A 17,382-nucleotide genomic window follows, 5' to 3' on the forward strand; every position below is an offset into this window, starting at 1 on the left:
AAAAGGAATGAAAAAGACTTTATTTGCAATCATTCTTGCGATTTTCACAACTGCATTAGCTGCTTGCGGCGGTGCAGCACAAGAAGAAGGATCCGGTTCAGAGGGAGACACTAAAACATTAAAAGTTGGTGCATCACCAGTACCGCATGTTGAAATTTTAGAAGAAGCAAAACCTTTATTAGAGGAAAAAGGTATTGAATTAGAAATTGAAGAATTTACAGATTATGTTTTACCTAATAAAGCATTAGCGGAAGAAGACCTTGATGCAAACTATTTCCAACATGAGCCATACTTACAGTCACAAATTGCTGATAATGATTATAAATTTGTCAGTGCCGGCGGAGTACACATTGAACCTATTGGTGTTTATTCAAAGCGTTATAAATCATTAGAAGATCTTCCTAATGGTGCAAAGATCATTATGAGTAACTCTGTTGCAGATCACGGTCGTATGCTTTCAATGTTAGAAGAAAAAGGCTTAATTAAGCTAAAAGAAGGCGTAAATAAAACAGAAGCTACGATTGAAGATATTGCAGAAAACCCAAAAAACCTAGAGTTTGAAGCAGATATTGAAGCACCAATGCTTACAAAAGCATATGAAAACGATGAAGCAGATGCATTTTTAATAAATGGTAACTATGCATTAGAAGCAGACTTAAATCCTGCTAAAGATGCGATTGCTCTTGAATCGCCAGAAAACAACCCGTACGTTAACCTGATTGTTGTTCGTGAAGGTGACGAAAACAGAGAAGAAATTAAAGCACTTGTTGAAGTATTACAATCAAAAGAAATTCAAGATTTTATTAAAACGAAATATAAAGGCTCAGTTATCTCCGCTGCACAAGGAGAATAATTGTGACAAAGCTGACAGCATGGATGTATGCTGTCAGCTTTTTTAGTATGGGCTTTAGAAAAATGATAGGTGGTTCAATTATTAGTTAGAGTGGTTTGGAAAAAGCGGTGGATGGTTCGATTCTTTGTGAGAGTGGTTCAAAAAGTGGAATAGATGGTTCATTTCTTATTAAGTGTGGTTCGATTCACAGTATACTTTTCCCTATGTACAGCATACTAACCGTGAAAAATTACTGAATGGAGCTGAACAAAATGGAACATACACATGAACCTCGAAATTCAACAGAAGCTGCTTTGTTAGAATTTAAGATGGGAATAGGAACGTTTACACAAAAAATGCCGGAAATTGCTCATCATTATAATGCATTTACAGAAGCCTGTTTTAAAGAAGGGGTTTTGTCTCAAAAGCAAAAGCATTTGATTGCTTTAGGGATCAGTATTCAATGTCAGGATGAATATTGTATGATCTACCATACAAAAGGCTGCTTAGATCATGGTGCAAGTGAAGAGGAAATTTTAGAAGCCATTGGCGTATCAGCAGCCTTTGGCGGCGGGGCTGCTATGAGTCAAGCAGTAACTTTAGTACAGGAATGTATAACTGAGCTTAATCAGTTAAAACAATAATTTTTAACTTGTAAGATTTTGTTACCGTAACAGCGTGAAAAGAACCTGAGGTCGAGGGATTCAAAGGATCGTTGAGGGAATGTGCGAAAAAATCACCTGTTTTTGCATAATGGATTCATAAGAAACATAAATCATCGTCACATTATCTTACGGACTTTGAATAGTTAGAAAATTCTTGATAAAGTTTTTGTTGTAAATAAAAATTGAAGGGATTGGTTATTATCCACTCGAGTCAGGAATTACTTGACCTAACCTACACGTCCGAAATGGAAAAGGCGATGTATCACGCACATGGTATTGGCTATGCTGAGTACTCTAGAAAATTATCGAGACGTATGGATGTAGAAATCAGTCGTGAAGAGGACCATCGGAAAAGTCAGCTGCTATTTGCTGGTCTTGATAGACGAATGAAAAAATAAATGAGATGAAAACAAGGAGAATCAGTCATTCAAGGCTGGTTCTTTTTTCGCATATAATATCACTTAAAAAGCAGATCACGTTCACATTAAACCGGGCATATCGTCAAGAACGGAGAATGTTTTTTTTAGAAAAGTAAAAACTAATCTAGGTGATGAAAGGTAGATTCACGGGTAAAGATGTTATATAGTAGAAAAAGGCTCATTTTCTCTCTCTTAGTACATATGATGTGATGTTTATTTAACTAGAACTTTCACATTTTGACATATTTCGAGTGAATTCCTAAAAGGTTGTGTTCACTTTTAATTTGTTATAAGATAAGAATGAGAATAAACTGAGAATCAGGAAACTTTATATATTATGGAGGTATAGTTATGGCAGGTTCTACATTAATCATTAAGGATTTACACGTAGAGATCGATGGGAAAGAAATTCTTAAAGGTGTAAATCTTGAAATAAAAGGCGGGGAGTTCCATGCAATCATGGGACCGAACGGAACGGGTAAATCAACTTTATCATCAGCAATCATGGGTCATCCAAAGTATGAAGTGACAAAAGGAAGCATTACATTGGATGGCGAAGACGTGCTTGAAATGGAAGTAGATGAGCGTGCACGTGCAGGTCTATTCTTAGCCATGCAATATCCAAGTGAAATTAGCGGTGTAACAAACGCAGACTTTTTACGTTCAGCGATTAACGCTCGTCGTGAGGAAGGCGCTGAAATTTCTTTAATGAAATTCATTCGTAAAATGGATGCAAATATGGAAGAGCTTGAAATGGATCAAGATATGGCACAGCGTTATTTAAACGAAGGCTTCTCAGGCGGGGAGAAAAAACGCAATGAAATCCTACAATTAATGATGATCGAGCCAAAAATCGCAATTCTTGATGAAATTGATTCCGGACTAGATATCGATGCCCTTAAAGTTGTAGCAAAAGGTATCAATAAAATGCGCAGCGAAGAGTTTGGCTGCTTAATGATTACTCACTACCAACGCTTATTAAACTACATTACACCAGATAAAGTACATGTTATGATGCAAGGCCGTGTTGTAAAATCAGGCGGACCTGAGTTAGCACAACGTTTAGAAGCAGAAGGATATGACTGGATTAAACAAGAACTAGGTATTGAAGACGAAACTGTTGGGCAAGAAGCTTAAGCGTAAGGGGGAGTAATGAGACATGGAAACAAAAACGTACAATCAGGACTATGTCACAAGCTTTTCAAAACAGCTTGGTGAACCGGACTGGCTTACTGATCTTCGCTTACAAGCTCTTGCGAAATTAGAGGATCTTCCAATGCCAAGACCGGATAAAACAAAAATTGACAAATGGAACTTTACGAACTTTAAGGAGCATACCGTTCCAGGAAAAGAATTAAGTTCTTTAAATGAGCTGCATGAAGAAGTAAAATCATTAATTGACATTGAGTCAGATACTAAAAACTTATATGTCCAAATTAATAATACAGCTTCATACACTTCTTTATCTGATGAATTAAAAGATAAAGGTGTTATTTTAACAAATATTCATACAGCTGCAAGCGAGCATTCTGAATTGCTGCAAAAATACTTCATGAAAGACGGCGTAAAGGTTGACGAACATCGTTTAACAGCTTTACATGCTGCTCTAGTAAATGGCGGAGTTTTTGTTTATGTTCCTAAAAATGTAGAAGTAGCGGAACCAATTCAGGCAGTGTTTGTTCACGACAACCCAAATACAACATTATTCAACCACGTCATCGTAGTTGCAGAAGATAATAGTTCTGTTACGTACGTTGAGAATTATATTTCAACTGTGGAAAATGTTGAAGGAATCTTCAACATCGTTTCCGAAGTATTTGCTAATACAAATGCAAAGGTAACATATGGTGCGGTTGATACCCTTGCAAAAGGAATCACAACCTATGTGAATCGCCGCGGTGTTGCCGGCCGTGATGCTCGTATTGAATGGGCATTAGGGTTAATGAATGACGGAGATACAATCTCTGAAAATGTGACAAATTTAGTTGGCGATGGATCTTTCGGTGATACAAAATCAGTTGTTGTCGGCCGCGGAGAGCAAAAGCAAAACTTTACTACAAAGGTTGTCCATTTTGGAAAACACTCTGAAGGCTATATCCTAAAACACGGTGTTATGAAAGATAGTGCATCATCTATTTTTAACGGGATCGGAAAAATCGAGCATGGTGCATCTAAATCAAATGCCGAGCAGGAATCACGCGTGCTAATGCTAAGTGAAAAAGCTCGTGGTGATGCGAACCCGATTTTATTAATTGACGAGGACGATGTAACAGCAGGCCATGCTGCATCAGTCGGCCGTGTTGATCCAATTCAGCTTTATTATTTAATGAGCCGCGGTATTCCAAAGGTAGAAGCAGAACGTCTGGTTATCCACGGATTCTTAGCGCCGGTTGTAAATGAGCTTCCAATTGAAGGCGTGAAAAAGCAATTGGTGAATGTGATTGAAAGGAAAGTTCAATAATGAATATCCATGATATTCGTTCACATTTTCCGATTTTGGATCAGCAGGTTAACGGGAAAGACCTTGTTTATTTAGATAGTGCTGCAACCTCACAAAAGCCATTAGCTGTGATTGAAGCATTATCTACCTATTATCGTGAATATAATTCAAATGTTCACCGTGGTGTGCATACGTTAGGCACAAAAGCAACAGATGGTTATGAAGGAGCCCGTGAAAAAGTAAGAAGATTTATTGGGGCAAAATCGACTCAAGAAATTATTTTTACCCGTGGGGCAACAACAGCCATTAACATGGTAGCGCAAAGCTATGGATTAACGAATGTTCGCGAAGGCGACGAAATTGTGATTACGTATATGGAGCATCACGCAAATGTAATTCCTTGGCAACAGGTTGCAAAAGCGACAGGTGCGACCTTGAAATATATTCCTTTACAAGAGGATGGCACGATCGATCTAAAGGATGTTGAAGAGACGGTTACCGAAAATACGAAAATTGTTTCGGTTATGCAAGTTTCAAACGTCCTTGGCACGATTAATCCGATTAAGGAAATTGCCAAGATCGCTCATAAGCATGGGGCTATCATGGTAGTGGATGGTGCCCAAAGCACGCCGCATATGAAAATTGATGTTCAAGATTTAGATTGTGACTTTTTTGCTTTTTCAGGACATAAAATGTGTGCTCCTACAGGCATTGGTGTTCTTTATGGAAAGAAGGAGCTTCTTGAAAATATGGAGCCGGTTGAATTTGGCGGGGAAATGATTGACTTTGTTGGGTTACAGGAGTCATCGTGGAAGGAGCTTCCGTGGAAGTTTGAAGCAGGAACGCCAATTATCGCTGGAGCCATTGGTCTTTCGGCAGCAATTGATTTTCTGGAGCAAATCGGCTTAGAAAACATTGAAGCACATGAGCAAAAATTGGCTCAATATGCTTTAGAAAAATTAAGTGAAGTAGAAGGCATTACCATTTACGGACCGAAACATCGAGCAGGTTTAGTAACATTTAATATCGAGGATGTACACCCGCATGATGTTGCAACAGTATTAGATGCTGAAGGAATCGCTGTTCGGGCAGGTCACCATTGTGCACAGCCGCTTATGAAATGGTTGAAGGTTTCTGCAACAGCAAGAGCTAGTTTTTACCTGTATAATACTGAGGAAGAAGTTGATAAATTAGTAGCAGGTTTAATTAAAACAAAGGAGTACTTCAGTAATGTCTAATCATATTAACCTTGATACTTTATATCGCCAAGTGATTATGGATCATTACAAGAACCCTAGAAATAAAGGGGTACTTGAGGATAGTCTAACAATCGATATGAATAACCCGACATGTGGGGATCGTATCCGTTTGACACTTGATCTTGAGGATAATGTAGTAAAGGATGCAAAATTTGAAGGAGAAGGCTGCTCCATTTCAATGTCATCAGCATCTATGATGACACAAGCAATTAAAGGCAAAACAGTTGAAACAGCGCTGAAGCTTTCGGAAATCTTTTCGAATATGATGCTAGGGAAAGAGTATGACGACGATATTGACTTAGGTGATATCGAGGCATTACAGGGTGTAGCGAAATTTCCTGCACGCATTAAATGTGCCACATTAGCGTGGAAAGCGATGGAAAAGGGCGTTAATCACAGCAAGGAATAACAATCATGCTTTAAGCCTTAAAATTCTAAAAAGACAGGAGTGAGTGTAGATGGCAAAAAAGGCACCTGAAATCGGCGATTACAAATACGGGTTTGCTGACAAGGATGTTTCCATCTTCCGTTCAGAGCGAGGGTTAACGAAAGAAATCGTTGAAGAAATCTCTCGTATGAAAAATGAACCACAATGGATGCTAGATTTCCGATTGAAATCATTACAGCATTTTTATGAAATGCCAATGCCGCAATGGGGCGGTGATTTGGCTGCATTAAACTTTGATGATATTACGTACTATGTAAAACCATCTGAAAAATCAGAGCGTTCTTGGGATGAAGTACCAGAAGAAATCAAACGTACGTTTGATAAGCTTGGGATCCCAGAAGCTGAACAAAAATATCTTGCAGGTGTATCGGCACAATACGAGTCAGAGGTTGTTTATCATAATATGAAAGAAGACCTTGAAGAGCTTGGCATTGTGTTTAAGGATACAGACACAGCGTTGAAGGAAAACGAAGACATTTTCCGTGAGCACTGGGCAAAGGTTATTCCACCAACTGATAATAAGTTTGCTGCTCTTAACTCAGCTGTTTGGTCTGGTGGATCATTTATTTATGTTCCTAAAGGCGTAAAGGTTGATACACCATTACAGGCGTATTTCCGTATCAACTCTGAAAACATGGGTCAATTCGAACGTACGCTGATTATTGTTGATGAAGGCGCACATGTTCACTATGTTGAAGGATGTACTGCACCGGTCTATACAACAAATTCACTTCATAGTGCGGTTGTTGAAATCATCGTAAAAGATGGCGGTTATTGCCGTTATACAACGATTCAAAACTGGGCAAACAACGTATTTAACCTTGTAACAAAACGTGCTGTTTGTGAAGCAAATGCAACGATGGAATGGATTGACGGTAACATCGGTTCTAAGCTGACAATGAAATATCCTGCAGTTATCCTTAAAGGTGAAGGGGCACGTGGTATGACATTATCGATTGCCCTTGCAGGTAAAGGTCAGCATCAGGATGCAGGTGCGAAAATGATTCACTTAGCACCTAATACTTCTTCAACAATCGTTTCAAAATCCATCTCAAAACAAGGTGGGAAAGTAACATATCGCGGAATTGTTCACTTTGGACGTAAAGCAGAAGGCGCAAGATCAAATATTGAATGTGATACACTCATTATGGATAATCAATCTACATCAGATACAATCCCATACAATGAGATTTTAAACGACAATATTTCTCTTGAGCATGAAGCAAAAGTATCGAAAGTATCAGAAGAACAATTATTCTATTTAATGAGCCGCGGTATTTCTGAAGAAGAAGCAACAGAAATGATCGTAATGGGCTTTATCGAGCCATTTACTAAAGAGCTTCCAATGGAATATGCAGTAGAGATGAACCGTCTGATTAAGTTCGAAATGGAAGGTTCTATCGGTTAATAAATGGGGGGACTGACAGCTTGTCAGTCCTTTTTATACTATCAAAGTATAAAAATTTATGGATGATAGTATAAAAAAAACTAAGGCTTTCGCCATTAGGACTTGCACTCATAGAGCATAAGTCATTATAAGCAAGCAAAATACGCTTGCTAAGTAATGCTATAGCGACAAGCCAAGTTTTTCTAATCTTCTTAAACAATATTCCCCTTTAACGATAAAATACAGTTCAATTTTCTATCTCCCCTAGTCATGGTATAGTATGTGTAGACAAACATTTCAAAAGGATGATTTGAATGTCAACAATTCAGATTGGTTTAACGGGATGGGGTGACCATGATTCTCTCTATCCGTTAAAAACAAATACAACAAATAAATTACAGGAATATGCTGCACATTTTCCGACAGTTGAGATTGATGCCAGCTTTTATGCGGTCCAGCCAGAACGCAATATTGTAAAATGGGTTAATGATACTCCTGATACGTTTCAATTTATCCCTAAAGTGTATCAGGGGATGACAGGACATCTTCGCGGGGATATTCCGTTTGAAAATAAAGAAATGATGTTTAAAGCATACATACAATCACTAGAACCATTAAAAGATGCGAATAAGCTTGCTATGGTGTTGTTTCAATTCCCTCCGTGGTTTGATTGCCGGAAAGAAAATGTTGCGTATTTAAAGTGGTGCAGAGAACAAATGGGTGATATTGAAGTAGCTCTCGAATTTCGTAATCGTACATGGTTTTCCGCTGAATATTTTGATAAAACTTTGCAGTTTATGGAAGCGGAAAAGTGGATTCACAGCATTGTAGACGAGCCGCAAGCTGGAGAGAGGTCGATACCTACAGTTCTTCATCCGACTGATCCTGCTAAGACACTCATTCGTTTTCATGGAAGAAATGTTCATGGCTGGAATAAGCCGGCTTCTGGAGATAATTGGCGAGATGTCCGTTATTTATACCGGTATAATCAAAAAGAACTGCTAGAATGGAAACAACATATACAGTCATTGCAAAAAGCGACAGATGTTATTTATCTGCTTTTTAATAATAACTCTGGCGGTGATGCCGCTGATAATGCAAAGATGATGATGAATCTATTAGACATCTCCTATTCAGGTCTTGCCCAAATGCAGCTAAGCTTGTTCAGTGATGAAGAGGAGAGGTAACGAAACATGGAATGGGTTATTCTTTTAATTATCGGTTTTATTGCCGGAACAATCGGCAGCCTTGTCGGATTAGGCGGCGGGATTATTGTTGTCCCTATGCTGCTTACATTAGGCTCTTATTTCCCGAATTTTCAAGATGTTTCTCCACAGGTAGCTGTAGGGACATCATTATTGGTGGTTATTTTTACAGGGCTTTCCTCCACTCTGACCTATATAAAATATAAAAAAGTAGATTATAAAAGCGGACTTATTTTCTTTATCGGAAGCGGACCAGGCGGAATTGTCGGAGCTTATGTGAACAAGCTTTTTGACACGGAATCGTTTTCCTTATGGTTTGGATTATTTATGATTTTTATATCGATTGTTTTAATGATAAAGGATAAGCTTCCAAAACGAAGAGAAAAACAACAATCAAAGAACGCAGTTGTTCGTTCCTATATAGGAGAGGATGGGAGTGAACGTTCATATTCCTATCATCCTGTTTCTGGCATTATTATCTCGTTTGTGGTCGGATTGATATCTGGTCTCTTTGGCATTGGCGGAGGGGCATTAATGGTTCCGGCGATGATCTTATTGTTCATGTTTCCAGCCCATATTGCGGTGGCGACTTCAATGTTTATCATTTTTTTATCGGCGTCGACAAGTTCGGTTACACATATCGCATTAGGAAACATTAACTGGATGTTTGCCGCTGTGCTTATTCCTGGTGCATGGTTTGGCGGTAGATTTGGTGCAATGATTAATACGAAGCTGAAAAATAAAACAATCGTTCATTTACTAAGAATTGTTTTAATTATTGCAGGTTTAAAATTAATTTATGAAGGATTCACAGGATAATTGGATGTGAACGTAAAAGTAAGGAAGTATGATTGTTAACAAGAAGAACCTTATGTGCAAGGAGAGAAGGACATGCTAGAGAAAATTCACCTTTACCATACAAATGATCTACATAGTCATTTTGAAAATTGGCCTGCGATCGTTCAATTTTTAAAAGGCAAAAAGGAATTGCATGAACAGAATCAAGAACAAATGATCCTTCTTGACATTGGAGATCATGCTGACCGTTTTCATCCATTAACAGAAGCAACTAAAGGGAAAGCCAATGTGACACTGCTAAATATGCTTCAATATGATGCGGTAACGATTGGGAATAATGAGGGAATTACGTTTTCTCATGATGATCTAAATACGTTATATGAGAGGGCAAACTTTCCTGTTATTCTATCGAATTTATATACAGAGCTAGGTGAACGCCCGCCATGGGCAGTGCCTTATAAAATCATAACGTTACACAGTGGAATAAAGCTGGCCCTATTAGGAGTTACCGTCTTTTATGAAAAATTCTATGAATTGCTAGGGTGGAAAATAAAGGATCCTTTTCAAAGTCTCTTAGAAACCATCGGCCAAGTTAAAGAACAAGCTGATATCATTGTACTTCTTTCACATCTTGGGATTAGTGATGATGAGGTGATCGCAAGGGAATTTCCAGAAATCGATCTTATTCTTGGCGGCCATACCCATCATGTGTTGCAATCTGGTAAAAAAATTGAGAATACACTGGTCGCTGGTGCGGGGAAGTATGGGCAATATGTTGGTCATATTTCGTTAACAATCGACCATGAGCAAAAAACATTGGTTGATCGCAAGGCGACTCTCCATTCAATGTTAGAGCAACGGGAGATTTGTGAAGAAACAGAAGCATGGCTGCAGCAAGCGTTAGAGCAAAGCGAAACAGAGCTTGCTGAAACCGTAGGAATATTGGATAATGACCTAACCTTGGATTGGTTTAGCGATTCTCCCTTTCCGTTATTTTTAGTGAGAGCCATTCGCGAATGGTGTGATGGAGAGGTGGCAATGGTAAACTCGGGAATGCTTTTAGAACCATTAAACAAAGGGCCAGTGACGAGAAAGGATCTTCATCGTATTTGTCCACATCCTATTAATCCATGTAAGGTTTTTTTGAAGGGTGATGTGCTAAAGGAAATCATCGTTCAAGCACGTGAGGAAAAAATGGAACATCTAAAGTTAATGGGATTAGGGTTCAGAGGAAAGGTAATGGGACGAATGGTGTTTGACGGTATTGAGGTGAAAATGGAGATGCTGGCAGACGGAAAAAAGCATGTTGCAGAAGTGCTCGTCCATGGAAAGCCTATCGATTATGATCGAATTTATACTGTGGCAACCGTTGATATGTTTACCCTTGGCCCCCTGTATCCGGAAATCAGCCATGCGGAGAAAAAAATCTTTTATATGCCTGAGCTTTTACGAGATCTCTTAGCTTGGAGATTAGCGGAAAATTCACTAACAAAGTAGGCGAAACATCTACACGCATCCTTTCATTACTCATAAAGATATAGTAAGAAAGGAGTGTAGAGATAGCGATGATCAGCATGACTCCAATTGTCATTGAAGGAAAACAATTTACAGCAATCACAGTTGCTTTACCAAAAACGAACTTTATGGCAGTCACAAATGATAAAGGCTATATTATGTGTGGTGCCTTAGACGTAGCTTTATTAAATGAAAAGTTAAAAGATAGAGGAATCATTGCAGGCAGAGCAGTTGGTGTTAGAACAATTGAACAATTACTTGAGGCGCCATTGGAATCTGTCACATATGAAGCGGAAAAGCTGGGCATTGTTGTTGGGACAAAAGGAAAAGATGCCTTGGTTATGATGGCATAAGGATAACTGTTCCATTTAATTCGTTAAATGGTTTAATGTTTTTAATAAATAAAGAATTTGAGTTGATTGTAAAAAAATAATGCGTACATCCCTCCTACCATGCATACACATAACATGTAAAGGAGGGATTTGTTTTGCCTAAGTTCCGCGCCCGTCGTCCGCGCAGAGGGCCATTGCCTCTTCGGTATGTATTATTACTAACCTTGGTTATTTTTATATTTTTAACAGCTACAAGCTTTTGGATTGTGAATGTTCAGATCGAAAAAACGATGATGGAAATTGCAACGTTAGAGGCGAATAAAGTAGCAACAACGATTATTCATGAGGCAGTCGAAGAGGAAATCCTTACAAAAGAAGAACAAGAGAGTTTAGTTGTTGTTGGCAAGGATAATGAAGGAAATATCAATTCATTTTCCTTTAATCAACGTTCTGTAGCTGCAGCCAAAAAAAGAGTAACAGATAATGTAACGAAAAAGCTAAGTGAAATTGAACGAAATAATTTTCATGATATATCGCATAATCAGCAAAGAATTGATGGAATCGTCTATGAAATTCCGTTAGGGAAGATCACGGGTAATTCTATTTTAAGTACATTAGGACCAGGTATTCCAATTGAATATTATTTAATAGGTGATGTTTTTACAGATATTAAAAGAACGACAGAGGAATATGGCATTAATAATGCTATCCATGAAATAGAGATTTTTGTGGAGGTTAGTGTTCAGGTTGTCATTCCATTTGCAACAGATGTCATAAAAGCCAAAAATTCAATCCCGATTATTATCCAGACTGAACAGGGAGATGTTCCGCAATACTATAATGGAAACGGTGAGATGGATCACTCAATTGAATTGCCGAAAAAATAATAGTTGTCGTATCAGTAACGAATTTACATTAAAAGGAGTATAGATAGATTATTTTCTATCATTACTCCTGTTTCGTTTAGTCCATCCTTTAGCACGCTAATAGAACCTTCTAAATGGTTCCTTTTTAGGGGAATTACATCATATGTTAAGCTATTTATCATCAGATAAAAAAGGATAGATATTATTTGCACCATTTTATCCAAATAATACCATTGATTGTTTTCTATTAATAGTTTTGCTTCTATGAATAAAATATATTAATATTACACTTGGAAAACAATTTACAGAAAAAAACTAATGGTTTTATGCTTTACAGGAGTAATAAGCAAAAGGGGAAATAAGTGATTATAAGGAATAAGTTGAATCTATTCATACTCTATTTTGAAAAATGTGAAACTTCTGAAAATATCATATTAAAATAATATTTTTTAGAATTTTTTGTGGACATAGGCATAAAGTCCATTTATACTATGTATAGATTATAATAAATAATCAGAAAATTATATAATTTCAAATTATTTCCACATTTTAGGTGAATTTGAAAAGGAGGAAAAAAGATGGAAAATCGTCCACAGTGGGGGACAAGGGCAGGGTTTATTTTAGCAGCTGTCGGTTCGGCCGTTGGTTTAGGAAATATATGGCGTTTCCCAGCGACAGCATACGAAAATGGAGGAGGAGCGTTTTTCTTACCTTATTTATTCGCGCTCTTAACTGCTGGTATCCCATTACTAGTTTTAGAGTTTGCTTTAGGGCATAAATATCGAGGTTCATCACCGATGACGTTTGCGAAAATAAGCAAAGGAAAAGAATGGCTGGGCTGGTGGCAAATTGCGATTGCATTTGTTATCTCTTGTTATTATCCTGCCATTATTGCATGGGCATCTTCTTATTCTGTTTTTGCATTTAATCAAAACTGGGGAAGTGACCCAGAAGGCTTTCTTTTTGGAGAATACTTAAAGTTGGCAGAAACGCCAGGACAATTCGGTGGTATGGTTCCAGGTGTATTAATACCGATTATAATTGTATGGATTGTGACATTGGGTGTAATGTATGCCGGGGTTAAAAAAGGAATTGAAGCAGCAAATAAAGTCTTTATTCCACTTTTAGTTGTTATGTTTACAATTATCGTGATTCGGGCTCTTACATTAGATGGGGCAATGCAAGGTTTAGAAGCCTTTTTCAAACCAGATTGGAGTAAGGTTTTAGACGGTAAAGTTTGGGTTGCAGCTTACGGGCAAATTTTCTTTAGTTTATCAATTGGTTTTGCTATTATGATTACTTATTCAAGTTATCTTCCAAAGAAATCAGATTTGACGAACAATGCCTTTATTACAGGATTTGGAAACTCAGCATTTGAAGTTTTAGCTGGGATCGGTGTATTTAGTGCTCTTGGGTTTATGGCAGCACAACAAGGGGTTCCTGTTGCAGAGGTTGTTTCTTCTGGAGTGGGTCTTGCATTTGTTGTATTCCCGCAAATTATCAATGAGTTTCCAGCATTTAACGGACTTTTTGGATTCTTATTCTTTGGTTCATTAATTTTGGCTGGTTTAACCTCTTTAATCTCTATTATTGAAACATATGTTGCCGGAATTCAAGAGAAGTTTCATGTCTCACGGACAAAGGCTGTTACAATTGGTGGAGGTTTAGCGGCGCTTGCTTCCTTAGTATTTGCAACAAGAGGCGGACTGTACTTCTTGGATTCTGTCGATTATTTTATCAATACATTTGGAATTACATTAGCTGGATTCATTGAAGTAATTGCTATTGCTTGGTTTGCTAAGGAATTAAAAAATCTGCAAAAGCATGCGAATGATATATCTGACATTCAGCTTGGTGCATGGTGGAGAATCTGCCTCTCAGTCATCACCCCAATTGTTTTAGGTTACATGATGTTTGATAATTTAAGAACAAACCTTACTAGCGAATATGAAGGATATCCACGAGAATTTCTATTTAATTGGGGCTGGACTGTTGCGCTAGGAGCTATCTTTGCAGGAGTTCTCCTATCAATTAGACGTAAAAATAAAATAGCTTCTTCAAATAAGGAGGTATCACAATAATGAGTGCATCTGCAATTACAATGATGGTAGTTGGTATTGTGGTTATTTGGGGAGGCTTAGCTGCAAGTATTACCAATGCAGTCATTAAGGCTAAACAAAATAAATAAACAGAGAAGATAGGCTGACTGCATAAGTCGGCCTATCTTCTTTTTCTTTCTGCACGCTCCCATGCTTTTAAGTGAGGATAAGGATCAAATGACCATTCTGTTCTCCCGTTATCCTTATAAAGTCCATAATGCAAATGAGGCGGGAATTTTCCTGCGGTACCAGGGGGACCATAGCCAGAGCTTCCTACAGAACCGATTAACTGTCCCGGTTCGACAATTTGTCCTGTTTGCAATCCGTCAGCAAAACCATTTAAATGGGCGAAATAATGGTACGTATTATCAATGTCCCGTATGCCAACTCGCCAGCCTCCATAGCGATTCCAGCCCTTCATTTCAATTACCCCATAGCATGTTGCCCTAACAGGTACTCCGTAACTTGCAAAAATATCTGTGCCCTCATGAATTCTTCTGCCGCCCCAGCCGCGAGCATCACCCCATGTGTTTTTGTAGCTATAATTGTGGTTTAGGGGAACAGGGAAGGCGTGCTTATCCAAGTCTAAGTGGCCATATTTTTTATATAGCTTCATATGCCCCATAATAAGTCCAACTGCTTTATCCCGTTGATAATAATCCCATAACCCAATTTTTAAATTGTCGAGATCTGTTCCATAGGATTGCAAATAATGAGCAAATGAATAAAGTACATCTTCATCATTTGTCGGGTCAGCGCGATTGTCACCATTTCCGTCCTCGCCAATTCCTCCGAATAACCCGATGCTTTTAGGATTTGTATCCTCTTTATTCGGATTAAGCGGTCCGGCCCATGCTTCTGGTTTGATATAGATTTCAATCAATCCATCTGCTTTGGGAATGTCCTTGCGTGAATGGCGGACATTTCGTTCATATTGATCAATAGCAGCTAAGACATACCATGGTATCGTGGTAATTGTTTCAACTTTTTTATACAAGCTCATTAGCCTTTGGTATTCTTGATTTTGGTCTGTTTCAGTTTCAGCACCATAAGCCAGAGGTTGAACTGAAAAACATATCACCGTAAAGATAAAAATGGTACTGAGAAATTTGCGCACAGTAATAAGCTCCTTTCAGCCGGTTTCATAGATCCCACATGTGCTGGCAGTTATACCAGCAGCAAGCAAATAAATATTAGGGATACAACTGCCAGTAAATGCCGGATAAGATCAACTAACCTAATTACTTGGAAGTTTCTCTTACTAGTTTGGTGTTAGGGTTGCTTTTTCATTAATAGCAAATGTTAGAAATTGCATAAGCACCTTTTCTTGTCCAGCTTGATTTCATATGTTAAAGTGGAAACGGATATATTATTTTTTAGGGAAAATGAGATTATGTAATTGGAGATGAATCAGATGGCGAAAAAGGAAGAATATTTACGTAAGCCAGAATGGTTAAAAATAAAATTAAACACAAACGAAAATTACACAGATTTAAAAAAGCTAATGAGAGAGAAAAACTTACATACCGTTTGTGAAGAGGCGAAATGTCCAAATATCCATGAATGCTGGGCTGTACGAAGAACAGCAACCTTTATGATTTTAGGCTCTGTATGTACCCGCGCATGCCGATTCTGTGCAGTAAAAACAGGTCTTCCTAATGAGCTTGACTTAGCTGAACCAGAACGTGTGGCAGATTCTGTTGCTTTAATGAATTTAAAGCATGCTGTTATTACAATGGTAGCTCGTGACGATTTAAAGGATGGCGGTGCGAATGTATTAGCTGAAACTATTCGTGCTATTCGTCGTAAAAGCCCATTTACAACCGTCGAAGTATTACCATCGGATTTAGGCGGTGTTTATGAGAATCTGAAAATGGTCATGGATGCAAAGCCGGATATTTTAAATCATAATATTGAAACAGTTCGTGAGCTAACACCAAGAGTTCGGGCACGTGCTAAATATGAAAGATCGTTGCAATTTTTAAAATGGGCAAAGGAAATGCAGCCTGAAATCCCGACAAAATCAAGTTTAATGATCGGTTTAGGGGAAACAAAGGAACAAATTATTGAAACAATGGGTGACTTACGAGCAAATGATGTCGATATTATGACGATCGGTCAATACTTACAGCCGACGAAAAAACATCTTAAGGTGCAAAAATATTATCATCCGGATGAATTTGCAGAGTTACGTGACATTGCACTAAGCAAAGGATTCAGCCATTGTGAAGCTGGCCCGCTTGTACGTTCATCCTACCATGCAGATGAGCAAGTAAACGCAGCAGCAAAACAAAGACAAGCACAGGCGTAAAGGGAAAAAGGAAGAGAGTCTCTTCCTTTTTTCATACCATTATTTATTTCTCTCATTGTTATAGCGCGTTTTTTCATATTGATCCTTTTGATCATCATCAAGCTCTTCGTTTGTTTCGCCATAACCCTCTCCATTAGGATTCTCACCTTTATTTAGAGGCTTTCCCTGCGGAGATTTAAGCATTTCTTTAATTGTCTTGTCTAAAATCTGATTAATATCGCGGCTATTTGAATCGAGCGGGCTGTATGCCTCGATTTGCTGAATCATATTGGCGTTATCAGACACATAGACGTGGTAATATCTAGGGACGACAGATATCGCGGTTTTCTTTACTTGGTCTGCCGTATCATTACGATTTTTTGAATCTGTTTTATATGCTACTAATACTTCTTCATCTGTTACTAATGTAGCAACATCCTGTACGTTAGGAAGCTGAACAATTAAGCTGCTTATCGTGTTCGCGGTTTGTTCCCGATTAATGCCAGGTGTAGGTGTATAGGCGACATCTTGAGGAATCCCGCTCTTTTGATGTCGAACGTATCCAAAGTTTGCTGTATTCGAATCATCTCCATTTGGATGTCCTTCTTCATTGTAAAGATCGGTACGGTCCTGTACATTTATTGTATTACCGCTTTCGTGCATTAATTGAGCATCTTCTTCAGCACCATACTGACAAGCCGATAAAAGCGATAGACCAATGACACTTATGGCTAATTTTAATTTTATCAATATTAGCACCCCCTCAATTTTAGGATGACCAAAGCGGTTTGAATTTTTCTTAGTAATTGATGGTTAGGTATGTATAG

At 38.1% G+C, this 17,382-nt stretch carries 18 protein-coding genes; 16 read left to right on the forward strand and 2 right to left on the reverse strand.

Annotated features, from left to right (window positions below; genetic code table 11):
• The first annotated feature begins 7 nt into the window (after nt 1–7).
• From Q1B07_RS03530 to Q1B07_RS03600, 15 genes are all read left to right on the forward strand, one after another.
• On the forward strand, nt 8–853 hold the full coding sequence (locus Q1B07_RS03530) for a MetQ/NlpA family ABC transporter substrate-binding protein (protein ID WP_299087495.1): 846 nt from the start codon (nt 8–10) through the stop codon (nt 851–853).
• Between the two features lie 251 nt (nt 854–1,104).
• On the forward strand, nt 1,105–1,476 hold the full coding sequence (locus tag Q1B07_RS03535; RefSeq protein ID WP_299087492.1) for a carboxymuconolactone decarboxylase family protein: 372 nt from the start codon (nt 1,105–1,107) through the stop codon (nt 1,474–1,476).
• Between the two features lie 203 nt (nt 1,477–1,679).
• The gene (locus tag Q1B07_RS03540; RefSeq protein WP_299087490.1) at nt 1,680–1,895 is read left to right on the forward strand and encodes a hypothetical protein; all 216 of its coding nucleotides are present in this window, start codon (nt 1,680–1,682) and stop codon (nt 1,893–1,895) included.
• A gap of 372 nt (nt 1,896–2,267) precedes the next feature.
• Nucleotides 2,268–3,053, forward strand: coding sequence for a Fe-S cluster assembly ATPase SufC (gene sufC / locus Q1B07_RS03545; RefSeq protein ID WP_299087487.1), 786 nt, complete (start codon nt 2,268–2,270; stop codon nt 3,051–3,053).
• 22 nt (nt 3,054–3,075) lie between these two features.
• Entirely contained in the window at nt 3,076–4,377 is a 1,302-nt protein-coding gene (sufD, locus tag Q1B07_RS03550) for a Fe-S cluster assembly protein SufD (RefSeq protein WP_299087485.1), read from the forward strand.
• Nucleotides 4,377–5,594 carry a cysteine desulfurase gene (locus Q1B07_RS03555; protein WP_299087483.1) on the forward strand — a complete coding sequence of 406 codons (1,218 nt, stop codon included), beginning with the start codon at nt 4,377–4,379 and terminating at the stop codon, nt 5,592–5,594. The genes sufD and Q1B07_RS03555 overlap by 1 nt, the downstream gene beginning before the upstream one ends.
• Nucleotides 5,587–6,024: a Fe-S cluster assembly sulfur transfer protein SufU gene (gene sufU / locus Q1B07_RS03560; protein ID WP_299087481.1), complete on the forward strand. Its 438-nt coding sequence runs from the start codon at nt 5,587–5,589 to the stop codon at nt 6,022–6,024. Before Q1B07_RS03555 ends, sufU begins: the two co-directional genes overlap by 8 nt.
• A 49-nt stretch (nt 6,025–6,073) precedes the next feature.
• The gene (gene sufB / locus Q1B07_RS03565) at nt 6,074–7,471 is read left to right on the forward strand and encodes a Fe-S cluster assembly protein SufB (RefSeq protein ID WP_046512362.1); all 1,398 of its coding nucleotides are present in this window, start codon (nt 6,074–6,076) and stop codon (nt 7,469–7,471) included.
• A gap of 293 nt (nt 7,472–7,764) precedes the next feature.
• Nucleotides 7,765–8,637, forward strand: a complete 873-nt coding sequence (locus Q1B07_RS03570; protein ID WP_299087478.1) for a DUF72 domain-containing protein — start codon at nt 7,765–7,767, stop codon at nt 8,635–8,637.
• Nucleotides 8,638–8,643: 6 nt separating this feature from the next.
• A complete protein-coding gene (locus Q1B07_RS03575) occupies nt 8,644–9,474 on the forward strand; it encodes a sulfite exporter TauE/SafE family protein (protein WP_299087476.1) in 831 nt (276 codons plus the stop codon).
• Between the two features lie 72 nt (nt 9,475–9,546).
• The gene (locus tag Q1B07_RS03580) at nt 9,547–10,950 is read left to right on the forward strand and encodes a bifunctional UDP-sugar hydrolase/5'-nucleotidase (RefSeq protein ID WP_299087474.1); all 1,404 of its coding nucleotides are present in this window, start codon (nt 9,547–9,549) and stop codon (nt 10,948–10,950) included.
• Between the two features lie 68 nt (nt 10,951–11,018).
• Entirely contained in the window at nt 11,019–11,321 is a 303-nt protein-coding gene (locus tag Q1B07_RS03585; RefSeq protein ID WP_299087473.1) for a DUF1805 domain-containing protein, read from the forward strand.
• Between the two features lie 134 nt (nt 11,322–11,455).
• Nucleotides 11,456–12,187, forward strand: coding sequence for a sporulation protein YunB (gene yunB / locus Q1B07_RS03590; protein ID WP_299087471.1), 732 nt, complete (start codon nt 11,456–11,458; stop codon nt 12,185–12,187).
• Nucleotides 12,188–12,744: 557 nt separating this feature from the next.
• Nucleotides 12,745–14,247, forward strand: coding sequence for a sodium-dependent transporter (locus Q1B07_RS03595; RefSeq protein WP_299087469.1), 1,503 nt, complete (start codon nt 12,745–12,747; stop codon nt 14,245–14,247).
• On the forward strand, nt 14,247–14,354 hold the full coding sequence (locus Q1B07_RS03600; protein WP_299087467.1) for a methionine/alanine import family NSS transporter small subunit: 108 nt from the start codon (nt 14,247–14,249) through the stop codon (nt 14,352–14,354). Before Q1B07_RS03595 ends, Q1B07_RS03600 begins: the two co-directional genes overlap by 1 nt.
• A gap of 32 nt (nt 14,355–14,386) precedes the next feature.
• Here the strand turns inward: Q1B07_RS03600 and Q1B07_RS03605 are convergent, their stop codons facing one another.
• On the reverse strand, nt 14,387–15,322 hold the full coding sequence (locus Q1B07_RS03605) for a M23 family metallopeptidase (protein WP_299087586.1): 936 nt from the start codon (nt 15,320–15,322) through the stop codon (nt 14,387–14,389).
• A gap of 357 nt (nt 15,323–15,679) precedes the next feature.
• Here Q1B07_RS03605 and lipA point away from each other — a divergent pair, with 357 nt between their 5' ends.
• Entirely contained in the window at nt 15,680–16,576 is an 897-nt protein-coding gene (gene lipA / locus Q1B07_RS03610) for a lipoyl synthase (protein ID WP_299087465.1), read from the forward strand.
• A 39-nt stretch (nt 16,577–16,615) separates the two neighbouring features.
• Here the strand turns inward: lipA and Q1B07_RS03615 are convergent, their stop codons facing one another.
• Entirely contained in the window at nt 16,616–17,305 is a 690-nt protein-coding gene (locus tag Q1B07_RS03615) for a YhcN/YlaJ family sporulation lipoprotein (RefSeq protein ID WP_299087463.1), read from the reverse strand.
• Nucleotides 17,306–17,382: the final 77 nt, after the last annotated feature.

This window comes from uncultured Metabacillus sp., from assembly GCF_947503125.1.
In the GTDB taxonomy this organism is placed as follows: Bacteria; Bacillota; Bacilli; order Bacillales; family Bacillaceae; genus Metabacillus.